The 14151-nt window shown below is 58.1% G+C and carries 11 protein-coding genes; 3 read left to right on the forward strand and 8 right to left on the reverse strand.

Annotated elements, in window-relative coordinates; translation table 11 throughout:
- The first annotated feature begins 11 nt into the window (after positions 1-11).
- Positions 12-323, forward strand: a complete 312-nt coding sequence (locus LG31_RS0113685; protein WP_033115013.1) for an Rdx family protein — start codon at positions 12-14, stop codon at positions 321-323.
- A gap of 77 nt (positions 324-400) precedes the next feature.
- On the opposite strand, the gene olsF is transcribed toward LG31_RS0113685, so the two are convergent.
- Complete coding sequence (gene olsF / locus LG31_RS0113690) at positions 401-2113, reverse strand: bifunctional ornithine lipid synthase OlsF (RefSeq protein ID WP_033115014.1); 1713 nt, start codon at positions 2111-2113, stop codon at positions 401-403.
- A 156-nt stretch (positions 2114-2269) separates the two neighbouring features.
- Positions 2270-3493, reverse strand: a complete 1224-nt coding sequence (pepT, locus tag LG31_RS0113695; RefSeq protein WP_033115015.1) for a peptidase T — start codon at positions 3491-3493, stop codon at positions 2270-2272.
- Positions 3494-4459: 966 nt separating this feature from the next.
- On the opposite strand from pepT, the gene speA reads away from it, so the two are divergent.
- Positions 4460-6361 (forward strand): biosynthetic arginine decarboxylase, encoded by a 1902-nt coding sequence (gene speA / locus LG31_RS0113700; RefSeq protein WP_033115016.1) that lies wholly within the window; start codon positions 4460-4462, stop codon positions 6359-6361.
- Positions 6362-6446: 85 nt separating this feature from the next.
- Here speA and LG31_RS0113705 read toward each other — a convergent pair whose 3' ends face one another.
- From LG31_RS0113705 to LG31_RS0113720, 4 genes are all read right to left on the reverse strand, one after another.
- Positions 6447-6971, reverse strand: coding sequence for a hypothetical protein (locus LG31_RS0113705; protein ID WP_033115017.1), 525 nt, complete (start codon positions 6969-6971; stop codon positions 6447-6449).
- Entirely contained in the window at positions 6968-8950 is a 1983-nt protein-coding gene (locus LG31_RS0113710; protein WP_033115018.1) for an alkyl/aryl-sulfatase, read from the reverse strand. Before LG31_RS0113710 ends, LG31_RS0113705 begins: the two co-directional genes overlap by 4 nt.
- A 104-nt stretch (positions 8951-9054) precedes the next feature.
- Entirely contained in the window at positions 9055-9816 is a 762-nt protein-coding gene (locus LG31_RS0113715; protein ID WP_202963007.1) for a hypothetical protein, read from the reverse strand.
- Positions 9817-10057: 241 nt separating this feature from the next.
- Complete coding sequence (locus LG31_RS0113720; RefSeq protein ID WP_050513465.1) at positions 10058-10996, reverse strand: LysR substrate-binding domain-containing protein; 939 nt, start codon at positions 10994-10996, stop codon at positions 10058-10060.
- A gap of 260 nt (positions 10997-11256) precedes the next feature.
- Here LG31_RS0113720 and LG31_RS0113725 point away from each other — a divergent pair, with 260 nt between their 5' ends.
- Positions 11257-11445 (forward strand): hypothetical protein, encoded by a 189-nt coding sequence (locus LG31_RS0113725; protein ID WP_033115019.1) that lies wholly within the window; start codon positions 11257-11259, stop codon positions 11443-11445.
- 49 nt (positions 11446-11494) lie between these two features.
- Here LG31_RS0113725 and LG31_RS0113730 read toward each other — a convergent pair whose 3' ends face one another.
- Entirely contained in the window at positions 11495-11785 is a 291-nt protein-coding gene (locus LG31_RS0113730; RefSeq protein WP_033115046.1) for a hypothetical protein, read from the reverse strand.
- Positions 11786-12058: 273 nt separating this feature from the next.
- Positions 12059-14065 (reverse strand): methyl-accepting chemotaxis protein, encoded by a 2007-nt coding sequence (locus LG31_RS0113735; protein ID WP_033115020.1) that lies wholly within the window; start codon positions 14063-14065, stop codon positions 12059-12061.
- Positions 14066-14151: the final 86 nt, after the last annotated feature.

The raw sequence follows: 14151 nt of genomic DNA on the forward strand, positions 1-14151 counted from the left end.
GGAGTAACAGCATGAGCGACATGACCCTTTCCCCAGGTAAACCGCGGATCGAGATCCGCTACTGCACCCTCTGCCGCTGGATGCTGCGCGCCGCCTGGCTGGCGCAGGAGTTGCTCTCCACCTTCGACAGCGAGCTGGGCGAGGTGGCGCTGGTGCCAGCCAGCAAGGGGGAGTTCCGCATTCTGGTGGCCGGTGTGCTGGTGTGGGATCGGGTCGCCGACGAGGGCTTCCCCGAGGCCAAGGAGATCAAACAGCGGGTGCGCGATGTCATTGCCCCCGATAGGGATCTGGGTCACTCGGATCGCAAACCTGCTGCCGAGTAAAGCGGATTGCCGTACAAGATGAGAGAGGGAGGCGCTGGCCTCCCTCTCTTTTTTCCCTTGTGACCCGTCAACTCCGACTATTCGCCGGTCACCGTGCTGGCAAGGGGGCCGATATAGCGTGCCTGTTTGTGGGGCTTGATGCGGCTGACATCGACCCACACCAGCCCGTCTATGCAGTGGTTGAAGTCGGGGTCGATGCCAAAGTCCATGAACTGGACGCCGCCCGGTTCGCACAGCTCGGAATATTGCTTGTAGAGGGTGGGTATAGCGCAGCCCAGATTGCCGAGACGCTCCTTGAGCTCCTTGAGGTCGGCGCCGTAGTCGAGCCCCGTGAATAGGGGTGGCGTGGCGGGATAGGGGCGGCGGGAGGGGGCGAGCGCCAGCTCGGGGGCAAAGTGCTGGCGGTAGAAGCTCACCAGCAGATCCTTGGCCGCTGGCGGCAGGCTGCCGGAGAGCGACACCGGGCCAAACAGATAGCGGTAGCGAGGATAGCGGGCCAGATAGGCGCCGATGCCGAACCAGAGATAATCAAGCCCCCGTTTGCCCCAGTAGGCGGGCTGGATAAAGCTGCGGCCAAGCTCGATGGCAAGCTCCAGCCGCGGCAGTAGCTTCTCTTCAAAGCCAAACAGGGTGTGACTGTAGAGGCCACCCAGCCCCTTGCTGGCCAGCAGCTCGGCCACCGGCGCGAAGCGGTAGGCACCGATGATGTCGAGCCGGGCAGGATCCCAGAGGATAAGGTGGTGGTAGTCATCATCGAAGGGGTCGAGGTCCCGCCGCTTGCCGGACCCTTCCCCCACCGCGCGAAAGGCTATTTCCCGCAGCCGTCCCAGCTCGCGCAGGATCACCGAATGGCTCAGTTCATGGCGGCGGTAGAGGTAGATCCCCTGTCCATCCGGGGTGGTGCCGAGCTGCTCGCAGCTTTCGATGGCCTGTTTGAGCTGGCGACGATCCTCCGGCAGGGCGATGGGGGCTTCGGTCTGCAGTCGTCCCGGCTTGCCGCGGCCAATCCGGTAGAGGTGGCTGCGAACCAGTTTTGCCGCGCTCTTGGCCGGCAGCTCCTGAAAGCCGGTGACCGGAATGCGCGCCCCTATGGTCACCGGCAGGGTCTGCCCCTGCTGGCGAAACAGCTGACGCACCAGCAGCAGGGCCGAGGCGGGTTTGTTGAGCCAGGAGGCGAGATAGAAGGCGGCGCTGTTGCGTCCTCCCACATGGATGGGTACCAGCGGGGTGGCGGTACGCTTGGCCAGCTTGATAAAACCGCTCTGCCAGGGGCCATCCTTTATTCCACCGGGGCCGAGGCGCGACACTTCGCCGGCGGGGAAGATCACCAGCGCTCCCTCTCTGGCAAGATGCTCCCCCATGGCCAGAATGGCCTGTCGGTCGGTCTTGCCCTCCATGTTGTCTACCGGCAGCAGCAGGGGACGCAGCGGCGCGAGCTGGGCCAGCAAGCGGTTGGCAACGACTTTCACATCGGGGCGGATGCGGCCGAGCAGGCGCAGCAATGCCAGTCCGTCGATGGAGCCGATGGGGTGGTTGGCAACGATAATGACCCGGCCGCTGGCGGGAATGTGCTCAAGCTGCGCCTCGTTCACCCGGCAATCTACCGCCAGCTCTGCCAGCACCTGTTCGACAAAGTCGAGGCCGCGTAAATGGGGATGGCGCTTGGCAAAGTCGTTAAAGGCGGGTTCGTTGAGCAGCCAGCCAAGGGCTCGTTTGCCGAGGCTGGCAAGTCGGGGATGGCCATTGAGGCGCGGGAAGTGCTGGGCAAGCAGGGTATCGATAGTGAACATCTGGGGGCTCCGGCGATCCTTTGCCCCCAGCATGGCGGGTTACTGTTCCCGGTAGATGTCGATGGGATGACAGTTTGATGGCAAAGAGGGGGAGCCGGTTAACCGGCTCCCCCTCTTGTCGTCATCTTTTGTGGTGTGGTGGCAACGATGGCCGCTTTAGCCGCGCCAGGCCGAGGTGAGACGCACCAGCTCGACCAGGGTGGCGACTGCTTTTTCCATGGATTGCAGCGGGATGAACTCGTGCTTGCCGTGGAAGTTGTGACCACCGGTAAAGATGTTGGGGCAGGGCAGACCCATAAAGGAGAGGCGGGCGCCATCGGTACCACCGCGAATGGGCTTGATTTTGGGCACTACGTCGGCGGCCTCCATGGCGGCGCGGGCCAGCTCGACGATATGCATGTGCGGCTCGATCTGGCTGCGCATGTTGCGATAGCTGTCGGTCAGGGTCAGCTCGATGCGTGCCTTGGGATGCTCGGCCCGCATGGCGGCCACCCGGCTCTCCATTAACGCCTTGCGCTCGGCGAAACGCTGGTCGTCAAAGTCGCGGATGATGTAGTGCAGGCTGCTTTCCTCCACGGTGCCGCTCATCTGGGCCAGATGGAAGAAGCCCTCGTACCCTTCGGTACATTCCGGGGTCTCTTCGGCTGGCATGGCGGCGTGGAAGCGGGCGGCCAGGGTCTGGCTGTTGATCATGCTCCCCTTGGCGGTGCCGGGGTGGACGTTGTTGCCGACGAAGCGGATGTTGGCGCTGGCCGCGTTGAAGTTCTCGAACTCCAGCTCGCCCAGCTCACCGCCATCCACGGTGTAGGCCCACTTGGCCGGGAATCGGTCCAGCGGGAACAGGTTGGCGCCACGGCCAATCTCTTCGTCCGGGGTAAAGCCGACCCAGACATCGCCGCGCGGGAGCTCGGGGTGTGCCTGCAGATGGTCGATGGCGGAGAGGATCTCGGCGATACCCGCCTTGTCGTCGGCGCCAAGCAGGGTTGTACCGTTGGTGGTGATGAGGTCCTGCCCCAGATAGTTTTTCAGGAAGCGGTAGTCACGGATGGCGAGCACCTCGTCACCCTTGCCAAGACAGATATCGCCGCCCTGATAGTTCTCGATGATCTGCGGCACCACGTGCTCCGCTTCGTAATCGGCGGTGTCCATGTGGGCGATAAGGCCGATGGCGGGAGCATCCGGCTGGTTGCCCGGCAGGCAGCCGGTGAGGTAGCCGTGCTCATCCAGGGTGACTTGGGTCAGCCCCAGCGCTTCCATCTCTTCTTGCAAGGCGCGGGCGAAGATCAGTTGTCCCTCGCTGCTCGGGCAGGCGGGATTGGTCTCGTCAGAGCGGGTATGAAAAGTCACGTAACGCAAAAAACGCTCAAGCAGGGTATCCATTAATCAGCCTCCGGTTGTGAACGCTCATTTTGCGCCATTCCGGCCCCACCACTCATTGCGTCAGCGCAGGTTTTTCCCATTTTTTGTCTTGGTCCTACCAGCGGGAACAAGCAGAGCCGCTGCCGGTTTATTGCGCATAAAAGTCGTCACTTCGGGGATTTTTAATCATGGTCTGCAAGGGGGTGTTTGGCCTGCAAGTCCCGCATCACAAGGGCTGCCTCTTTGGAGGGGGAAAAGCGACTCTTTTCATCGCGCATAACAGGGTCAGCCGATCATGCGCTATCCCAGCCCCCGCCTGCCCGCCAGCAAGATTTGAGTGGCTTATTAAAAGAGGATTTTGAGCACTATTTTTTATTGTCACCGCCCGCGGTAAGTGTGTACACTCCGCGCCGATCCGAAGGTAACCCTGAAGCAGGCTGAGCCGCCAGAAACCGGAAGGATCATACGCCTATAGGGCGAGGCACGCAGAAACGACAGACACTGCTGGGGAATGGTTTCTTTAATACCGGTTAGGCTCCGGTATCAGGGAGAACAACAGACACTCATCTTTCTTTTGACCGAGTGGGCCAACGGCTCATCATCTTCCCTTGTCATGGGCGGTCACTGGATATGAGCTGGGCTGTGGTTGTTGTCGTCTATCAACACGCATGCGTGCTGGCGCCTTCGCTTCTCTTCCTTGGAACCCTCTCCTGCTGTCGTGATGGCTGCCGAATGATGAACGGACGACGTGGCTGATGTTGTTTGTCATCAAAGTACCGCGGCGCAACGTAAAGTAGCACCGCATACCGTTGAGCTTGATGTAAAGCCACCAGCCCCACATCAAGACTCGTTACTTCCCAAGATCCACCAGGCAGCCTCTGGCTTGCCGCGATGTGCAAAGCACAACACCGCTTTGCACCAGATGGTCTGGATGTGATTGAGGGTAACGAAGGCGACTTCCCGTCGCTCATTTGCGAGGCATAGCCCATGACTAACTGGTCCAGCAAGGACTCCTTGAAGGTCTACAACGTTCCCTACTGGGGTGCGGGTTTTTTCAATATCAATGACGCCGGTCATGTGACCGTTGCTCCCGACAAGTCACGCCCTGACGCACAGATCGTGCTTTCTGACGCTATCGAACAGTTGCGTCAATCCGGGCTGACTACCCCCGTGCTGCTGCGCTTCCCCGACATCCTCAAGAGCCGGGTCGATGCGCTGTTCAATGCCTTCGGTCAGGCCATCGAAAAGTCAGGCTATGAAGGGGACTACCTCTGCGTTTACCCGATCAAGGTAAACCAGCAGCGTCGTGTCATCGAGACCATCAGCCAGTCCTACAGCGACAAGCCCCGGCTTGGCCTGGAAGCTGGTTCCAAACCGGAACTGCTGGCCGTGCTTTCCCATCACCATGAGCAAGGCTCGGTGATCGTCTGCAACGGTTACAAAGACCGCGAATATATCCGCCACGCTCTGCTCGGCAACCTGATGGGCCACAAGGTCTACATCGTGGTAGAGAAGCCCTCCGAGCTGGAGATGGTGCTGGACGAGTCAGCTCGTCTCAACATCAAGCCCAATATCGGCGTGCGCGCCAAGCTCGCTTCCACCGGCTCCGGCATGTGGGAATCGAGCGGCGGCTCCATGTCCAAATTCGGTCTCTCCGCCTCCCAGATCCTGGCGCTGATCGAGCGTCTGCGCAGTGTCGGCAAGCTGGATTGCCTGCAGCTGCTGCACTTCCATCTGGGCTCCCAGATCGCCAACATCCGCGACATTCAGGGCGGTATTCGCGAGTGCGGCCGTTTCTACGCTGAACTGCGTCGCCTCGGTGCCAACATCGAAGTCGTTGACGTCGGTGGCGGTTTGGGCGTGGACTACGAGGGAACCCGTTCCCAGAGCCACTGCTCTGCCAACTACAGCCTCTCCGAGTACGCCAACAACGTGGTATGGGGTATCGGCGATGTCTGCCGCGAGTTCGACCTGCCGCACCCGACCATCATCAGCGAGTCCGGCCGTGCCCTGACCGCTCACCACGCCGTACTGGTCACCAACATCATTGGTGCCGAAGGGGTGGAGATGAACGACATCAGCGCACCGGGCGAAGATGCGCCGACCATTCTGCAGAACATGTGGAAAGGGTGGCAGGATCTGAGCGGTGAAGATCCCTCCCTGCTGGAGATCTTCCACGACTCGGTAGCCGACCTTGGGGACGTGAATACCCAGTACACCATGGGTCTGCTGAACTTGGAGCAACGTGCATGGGCCGAGATGCTGCACCAGAACACCTGTCTGGCGCTGAAAGAGCTGCTCAATCCGGTCAACCGCAACCACCGTGCGCTGGCTGACGAGCTCTCCGAGAAGCTGGCCGACAAGTGCTTTGCCAACTTCTCCCTGTTCCAGTCCCTGCCGGATGCCTGGGGTATCGGTCAGGTGTTCCCGGTAATGCCGCTCTCTGGCCTCGAGCGTCCGCTCAGCCGTCGCGGCATCCTGATGGATATTACCTGTGACTCCGACGGTCAGGTCGAGCACTATGTCGACGGTCTGGGGGTCGAGAGCACCCTGCCGATGCCGGTTTACGGCGAAAACGAAGAGTGCCATGTCGGCTTCTTCCTGGTCGGTGCCTATCAGGAGATCCTGGGCGACCTGCACAACCTGTTCGGTGATACCCACTGCGCGGAAGTGTGGCTGGACGAAGAGGGCAAGATGGACATTCGCAACGTGGTGCGCGGCGACACCGTCGACCAGCTGCTGCGTTACGTCAACATCGACCCGTCCGTCATTCGCGAGAACTATCAGCGGATCGCCTCCCACCCGGCGCTGGACGACGCAACCCGCAAAGCCCTGCTCGACGAGCTGGAGCTGGGTCTGCAAGGCTACGCCTATCTGGAAGACGAATAATCACAGCTCAGAGTTGCGCCGTGATGGCTTGAAAGAAAAGGGAGGCAAATGCCTCCCTTTGTTCTATCTGTTCCTCCTGTAGCGGTCAGGTCTGCGAGCTCAGCGCCTTGTGCAGATCCCGCTGCAACTGCTGGTTGTCGTCTCTTTGCAGCTCCACAACACCCAATTGCAGTCCCTGCTCGATGGTGAGCGACCCATTCAGCATGGCGTTGATGGCGGCTTCACTCAGCAGCATCACCCGGTCTTTGGGGTTTGGGCCGCTGGTGTGCAACTGGAGCAGTAGAGACTCCTTGCCTCGTACTCTTGACCAGAGTCCTGAGTCGATAAGCAGGATGGAGATCCCGCCGCCTACCCCTGCCTGCTGGAGTCGACTTTTGAGGGTTTGGAGCCATGCCTGGCTACGGGAGAAGCCGGCTTCGCCTGTCAGGGCTGTCAAGGGGGGCAGCTGCTCACGGCTCACCGCAGTCGCTGTGGCCATGGCGATATTGACCGTGCCGGGCCAGCTCTGTTCGAACGGGTTGGGGTAGAGGGCATCATAACCACAGCTCTGCCCCATCCCGGGGATGAGGCAGAGCAGGACCATGCATGCGCGCAAGGTGCGTTGCATCATGGCGTCACTATGTTGAACCAGAAGTTGAACTTGTCGAGCAGCGTGACGAAGTCACTGAACTTCTGCTGATCACCCTGGATCTTGATCTCGCCGCTGGCGATCTTCTGCTCCATGGTGCCCTGACCGAGCTGGATATCATCCAGCGTCTTCTTGCTCAGGGTAATGGTGACATCAGGCTTGGCGGCATAGCGGGTAGTGTGGTTGAGCACCGAGTTCTCCAGACTCAGGGTATGTTTCTCCCCGATATCGGTGAATGCCATGTTGATGACCATCTTCTTGCCCGCCGCTTTCTCGGGGTTAATGCGCACCGACAGATAGTCAAACAGCATGCTGGGTGTCATGGCCCGGATGGTATCCGGCGATGCCGTGACGGTGCCACCAGCAGTAGGCACGCCATTGCGTAGCTCATAAGCCCCTTGCAGATAGACAGAGCGCCACGGGCCGGATTCAGCCTGATAGCCCAGCTGCTCCAGTGCATCTGCCAGCAGCAGCTTGCCCTCTGTGTTGTTCGGGTTGGCAAACACCAGATGCTTGAGCACTTCCGCGACCCAACGATATTCCCCCTTGTCGAATGAGGCCTTGGCCTTTTTCAGTACCTCCTGCTCGCCCCCCATGAACTCGATATATTTGGGGCCGACCATTTCTGGGGGCAGGTTGTCGAGATCGGAGGGGTTGCCGGAGTACCAGCCCATATAGCGCTGATAGACGGCGCGGCTGTTGTGGCGCAGGGTGCCGTAGTAACCGCGGTTAGGCCAGAAGTTGTTAAGCTCGGGCGGCAGGGTGATCTGCTCGGAGATCTCCTCACCGGTGTAGCCCATGTTCATCAGGCGTACCGACTGGTCATGGATGTATTTGTAGAGGTCACGCTGCTTTTTGAAGTAGTCGACTATGTTGGCATTGCCCCAGCGTGGCCAGTGGTGACTCTGGAATTTGACATTGGCCTGTGCCCCCCAGGTTTCGATGGTTTCATTGAGAAAGCTCGACCATTTCAGCGCATCGCGCACCTGAGCACCACGCAGGGTAAGAATATTGTGCATGGTATTGGTGGTATTTTCTGCCATCCAGAGAGCCTTGCTATCCGGGAACCAGGTATTCATCTCGGCGGGAGCCTCGGTGCCTGGGGTCATCTGGAAGACCATCCTGACGCCATCGACCGTCAGCGCTTCACCGGTTTTGGTGATAAAGCGGGTTGGCAACAGCAGTGAAGGGACACCAGTGGAAGTGGTTTGTCCCAGACCGCCATTGACGCCGCCCTGCGGGTTGCGCGGCAGCAGGGCGCCATACATGTAGACGGCGCGGCGAGCCATGGCGTTGCCGGCAATGACGTTTTCCGATACCGCATGTTCGGTAAATCCTTCAGGGGCGATGATTTCGACGCCATTCTTCTTCGCCTCATCAGGTGACTTGAACAGGCCCGCGGCACCACCGTAGTGATCTACGTGAGAGTGGCTATAGACTACGGCGGTGACAGGACGCTCGCCCAGCGTCTTGTTGATAAATGCCAGTGCCGCTTTGGCCGTTTGCGGCGAGATCAGCGGGTCGAAGACGATCCACCCCTTGTCACCCTCGATAAATGTGATGTTGGATAGGTCAAAGCCGCGAATTTGGTAAATCTTGTCGGTGACCTTGAACAAGCCGTACTGCATGTTGAGCTGGGCGTTGCGCCACAGGCTTGGATTGACGGTGTCAGGGGATGCCTTGTCGAGCCCGATGTAGGTCTTGTACTGCTCCAGATCCCACACCACGTTGCCCTTGTCATCCTTGATGGTCAGGGTATCGGGTTTGGCAATGAATCCGCGTTGGGCATCCTCGAAATCCTGCTTGTCATTGAACGGCAGGGTATGCAGCACACCTTGGTTCGCCTTGATGGTAAATTCGCTAGCTGGTTTGGGATTGATGACTGCCCAGGCGGGCTGCAGAAGCAGGGCGCCGGACAGCAAGAGAGTGACGACCGTGGGTGCTGAAAACCTTGGTTTCATCAGAATTACTCCAGAGGTAGTGGTGTTGGGCGGCAGCGCTAAGTGTAGTCAGGAGATTGCAGCCTGCCGTATTTGAAATTGCCTGGCATAATTGGCAAGGTGTGTCAAAACTGGTAATTGAACTCCAGTCGATAGGCTGCCTCCTCAATTCCGGCAATATTGTTCCAGTTGATGAAAGTTCTGAAGTTAAGTCGACCTGAATATTGATAGGAGAGTGCTATTTCGTGATACAGCGCGGCGCTTTCGCCATCACCAAAGGCGTTCTCTTTATAAAATTCGGAGCCTGAAAGGGTATTGGCAAACATAGGGTTGTAATTTAACCACCACTTTTCATTAAGAGTCAGTTTGCTATACATGCCGACGAGATAAAAAGTGCCAGGAATGGTATAACCGGCATCGATCTGTTTACGATTACTATCAATATATTGATTCATTGATATATTGGCACCAATTCCAGCCAGAGGATATAGCTGAAGCGGACCCCAGGACGGCAGTGCTTTAATCAGGCTATAGGAGACAGAGGCGTTCTGTTCGGCCAGATAACTTTCATCAAAGTTGTAGATAATATCCAGCTGGGTGCCTAGGCCACTCTCGGTATTGATGGTGAAATTACGTAGCCGCAGGCTGTCGAGGGAGTTGTCACGATTTTGGTGATCGGACCAACCCAAGCCTTCGCCCATGACCCCTTTTGCCTCGATGATATTCATAGCCCGTTTTTTTTGGCTACCGCTGTCATATTGGTTGCCGAATTTCAGATTGAGACCATCGTCGCTAATGCCGCTTCCCCATTGGCTATATACCGCAAGTGGGTCAGACATATCCTGTAATGGTGCGGAATTGTCTGATGATTTGGCGATGGCAGGCATAGCCACACCTATGCATAGGGGCAGGAGTATTTTTTTCATCATGTTATGGTGTTTTTATTTTGGTTGGTGAATGAGTGTCATCAGAAATGTGATTAATCGATGATGTTGATACGACATCAATTAATAGTGTGGCATCTGACAATCATCTTTATATAAGAAAGAGAGGATGCATCACTTTTTACACGCAGTTAGCGTAACTTGTTCAGCATCCCCGGTCATTGCAGTTCGCAATAATCAATCGTTAAGCAGGCGTTAAACCATTGCGATTGGGTTCAGCTGTGGTGAGAAGTTGTAACTGTTGAATAAGCCAGCTGAGTGCGGGGTCTCGTTTTGCACTCTGATGCCAGTTGATGTAGACGGGGCAGGGGGTTGAGTCCCAGGGGAGAGGAAAGTCCTTGAGGGCAAGTGGCTGGCGCATCATGGCCAGATGCCATTGGCTGGTGACACAGAGCCAGTCAGTCTGACTGACCAGAGAGAGTGCTGTCAGCAGCGCGTTGCTTTCATAGGCGATTTTGCGTGGTGGCAAGTTCTTGCTGGTCAGGCTGCGGATCACCCAGTCATCTTTGCGTCTCACGTCCCACACCACGTGTTCTTCGGCAAAGAAGGTCTCGAAGTCGAGCTGATGTTCAATGCGGGGATGTGCAGCACGGCACACCACTCTGAGTTCCAGATTCAGCAGTGGCTGGCTCAAAAAGCCGCTCTCTTCCAATGCAGTGCTGGCCAGTATCAGGTCGATATTGTGCTGGCGAAGGGCTTGCTGGCGAAGATGCTCCTCATAGAGCCTAGGGACTGATTCGACGTGGCAGTGAGGTGCTGTTGCGGCGAGATGGGCAAGGAGTCTGGGTAGCAGGAGCAGATCCAGATCCGGATGGCTGGCGATGCGAAAGACGCGCTGACTGGTGCCGGGATCAAACTCCTGATTGAGTTGCAGGGAGCGCTCCATGGTATTGAGGGCTGTGCGGATCTCCCTGTGCAGGGCGAGGGCCCGGCTGGTTGGTGTTATCCCGCGTCCTTCCCGTAAAAATAGTGGCTCGCCAATCTGGTCGCTAAGGCGGCGAATGGCCTGGCTTATCGCCGCAGGAGTCATATCCAGGCTGCTGGCTGCTGTTGATACCCCTTTTTCGGTCATGACGCGATCGAAGATCCGAAAAAGGTTGAGGTCTATATGTGGACTCGCCATCAAGTCATCCTGTTTTTATCCCGTTTACCCAGTATGTCGGTTAAACAGCCGATATATTCCATTGTTGCTGTCATGACTGACGGGAAGCTTAACAGCTCTAAAACAGAGTCATTACTTATCATGATTCAAGCTGTTGCCTGCATCCTTTCGGTTTCTTGATAGGCAGTCGCTACACATCTTGATCTGTATCAAGATGCCCGGTCGTCGGTTGTCTTACGGTCAGAAATGATGTTGTGGAGATGTAACAAAAGGATGTGAATATGGAACTGGAAAGGGATCCGAGGTGCTATACCGATGTCTGCATCAATGGTAAGTGGTATCACTACGACCACTGCAGCACCAATGTTTACATGCTGATGGGGGGCGCAGCCCCGTGTCTGCAGCTTGCTTATGAGCCGAGCAGCGAAGAGGAGCTTATCGAGATGCTCCGCCAGCTGGCCTGTTGCTAAACCAGTGACCATCGCGTCTGTGGTCGCGATGGTCAGCCCTTTTTAACAATTAATGGCCTGTGTTGCGGCCAAACACTCTCTTGCCCATCTCCATCAGTACGACGGCAAAGGCGTAGCTGCTGTCTGATTTGCCTATTTCATCGGCCACGTAGAGGAAGTTGGAGCGGTACTTCTCCACCGCCTCTTGCGGACTCCGTGAATCGATAAAATCCTCCTCGACTTCGAATCCCTGTGCCAACAGTGCCTCTTTTTCTGGCAGAAAGGTGGGGGAGGCCATGTCGATAAAGGTGTAGTGCTGCCGGTTGGAGTCCGGCATGGTGAAAAACTGGTACTTCGCCATCTGCGATACCTCGCCTGAACGGGTTTGTCGTGATGTGACCTTCCGCGGGTTGAACTGCTTTTCCACTTTCTGGCCGGCATCTTTTGCCTGCACAGGAAAAAAAGTAGCGTTCGACTCTTTTTATTGCGTCCGAGCTTACTCTGGCTGCACTCTTGCACGCAACAGAATGACGGTTTTTTCGTCACCCTGTTGGGGGGGCAGGGCAGAATCTGAACATAAAAAACCAGCCCGACGAGGCTGGTTTTAACTGATGGCTGACCCGATCAGGCTGGTTTAGAGGATGAAGCTCTGCACCATGCTGCGCAGCTGCTCGGTAAGCCGGTGGATCTGGCGAGCGGCATCGCGCGCGTCGTTGGCTACCTGCAGCGCCTCGTCACTGCCATCGGAGATGCGCACCACATTGCGCTCGATCTCGTTGACCACAGCGCCCTGCTGTTCGATGGCGCTGGCGATGATGGCATTGGTATCGACCATCCGATCCACCTTCTCGGTGATGGCGCCGAAAGCGTGCTGGGCTTCCTGGGCGAGACCGACTCCTTCCTGCGCCTCGTGACTGGCGGCAGACATGGCATTGACCGAGGCGCGGGCGCCGGATTGCAGCTGTTCAATCATCTGCTGGATCTCGACGGTGGCCCCCTGGGTGCGGCTGGCCAGCGAGCGCACTTCATCGGCTACCACGGCGAAGCCGCGTCCCTGTTCACCCGCCCGGGCGGCCTCAATGGCGGCGTTGAGTGCCAGCAGGTTGGTCTGCTCGGCGATACCTCGGATCACGCTAATGACGCCGCCAATCTGACTGCACTGCTGCTCCAGCTGACCAATGCTCTCGGCGGTGCGTAGCACCTCGCGGTTGATATGGTCGATCGCCTTGATAGTGCGATCGACCACTGCCTCGCCCTGACCCACCACCTGCTGGGCTTCCTGAGTCATGCGGGCAGCCTGCAGGGCGTTGCCCGCCATGTCTTGTGAAGTAGCGGCCAGCTCCTTGATGGCGGTGGCCACCTGATGAGTTTCCCCTTGCTGGGCGGCGATCACCTCCTGGGAGCGGCAGGTGCGATCCTCGATCTCGGTGGCGCTCTCCACCACGGTGACGCCGTTTTCCCGTACCCGCCGCATCAGGGTACGCAGGGTCTCCAGCGTGACGTTGTAATCCCGGCTGATGGCGGCCAGCTCATCCTGACCGACGATCTCGATGTGCTGGCTGAGATCCTGGGCGTTGACCCGGGCGGCGATCTCCCGTACCCGGCCAACGGTGTCGCGCAGGGAGAGATAGGCGCCGATCATCAGGTAGATATAGAGCAGCAGGATGGCGGTCAGTGGTGCCGTGACCCACCAGAAATGGCGCTGGTTGGCTGCCATGCGCTGATGCAGGTCGGCTTCCAGCCGCTGGCGCACCTGGCCTGCCAGTTTGGTGATGGTGTTATCGAGCCCATCTCCCAGCGCCAGCACCTCCTTGGTTGAGAGTTGCACCAGCTGATCCTTCATCATCTTGTTTTCCATGGTATCGACCCCCTGACGCACCTGTTGCAGCAGGGCATCGGTCTGCTGGCCCAGCTCGGCCCGATAGGCGGGTTCAATCTGGTAGAGCAGGGTCAGATCGGCTTCCAGCTCCTGCAGGGTGGCGTTGATGAGGTCGAGGCGAAAACGCAGGCCGCTGTACCCTTCCGCCTGAAACAGGCCGAAGTCGGCGATGGTGGCGGCGCGATCCCGCACCTGAGCCAGCAGGTCGCGCAGTTGCGGCAGCCGTTCGCTGGTGAGGATCACCATGTAATAGGTGCCGAGCGCCGGATCCTGGATCAGGCTGCTGGCGGCGGTGATGTTCTTGTAGAGATGGCGCACTTCGGTCAGCAGCTTGTCGTGGCGCAGATTGCTCTGATCAACTTCCAGCTTGCTCCCTTCGCTCTGCAGGGCTGCCCACCCCTGTTTGAGGGCGTCGAAAGCGGGATTCTCCTGACGGGTATCGGCGAAGGCACGCAGGCTATCGTCCACGGCTTGGGCCGCGGCTTTGACCTTATCCTCTCCCACCGGGTTCTGTTCGTAGGCGTGCTGGGTGACCAGATTGCGGTGGGTCAGCAGCGCCTGTTCGATGGCGGGCACGGTGGCCAGATTGATGACGCCGGCCAGCTCCTTGCGGGCCTGTTCGTTGTCATCCTGCAGCCGTCCCAGCAGGTTGGCCATGCTGTAGGCAAGCGGCAGCAGCATCAGACAGGACCAGAGCAGAAACTTGAATTTGAAGGAGAGCTGGTTGCCCAGCCTGATAGCAGGGTTGAAAATCCATTTCATATGAGGCCTCGATACCCGATAGGACGGGTGCATGCGGTTATGTCTGAATATTACTCCTCGCTGCTGTACTTCGGTCAGGGAGAGGG

Origin of the sequence: Aeromonas lacus (assembly GCF_000764665.1) — a bacterium.
Taxonomy (GTDB): Bacteria; Pseudomonadota; Gammaproteobacteria; order Enterobacterales; family Aeromonadaceae; genus Aeromonas; species Aeromonas lacus.

What these genes read in the sequence shown, in the direction of transcription:
- LG31_RS0113725 (WP_033115019.1), top strand. Translation starts at nt 11,257, where the DNA reads ATGGAACTGGAAAGGGATCCGAGGTGCTATACCGATGTCTGCATCAAT.
- LG31_RS0113705 (WP_033115017.1), bottom strand. Translation starts at nt 6,971, where the DNA reads ATGATGCAACGCACCTTGCGCGCATGCATGGTCCTGCTCTGCCTCATC.
- pepT (WP_033115015.1), bottom strand. Translation starts at nt 3,493, where the DNA reads ATGGATACCCTGCTTGAGCGTTTTTTGCGTTACGTGACTTTTCATACC.
- olsF (WP_033115014.1), bottom strand. Translation starts at nt 2,113, where the DNA reads ATGTTCACTATCGATACCCTGCTTGCCCAGCACTTCCCGCGCCTCAAT.
- speA (WP_033115016.1), top strand. Translation starts at nt 4,460, where the DNA reads ATGACTAACTGGTCCAGCAAGGACTCCTTGAAGGTCTACAACGTTCCC.
- LG31_RS0113720 (WP_050513465.1), bottom strand. Translation starts at nt 10,996, where the DNA reads ATGGCGAGTCCACATATAGACCTCAACCTTTTTCGGATCTTCGATCGC.
- LG31_RS0113685 (WP_033115013.1), top strand. Translation starts at nt 12, where the DNA reads ATGAGCGACATGACCCTTTCCCCAGGTAAACCGCGGATCGAGATCCGC.
- LG31_RS0113715 (WP_202963007.1), bottom strand. Translation starts at nt 9,816, where the DNA reads ATGCCTGCCATCGCCAAATCATCAGACAATTCCGCACCATTACAGGAT.
- LG31_RS0113710 (WP_033115018.1), bottom strand. Translation starts at nt 8,950, where the DNA reads ATGAAACCAAGGTTTTCAGCACCCACGGTCGTCACTCTCTTGCTGTCC.
- LG31_RS0113735 (WP_033115020.1), bottom strand. Translation starts at nt 14,065, where the DNA reads ATGAAATGGATTTTCAACCCTGCTATCAGGCTGGGCAACCAGCTCTCC.
- LG31_RS0113730 (WP_033115046.1), bottom strand. Translation starts at nt 11,785, where the DNA reads ATGGCGAAGTACCAGTTTTTCACCATGCCGGACTCCAACCGGCAGCAC.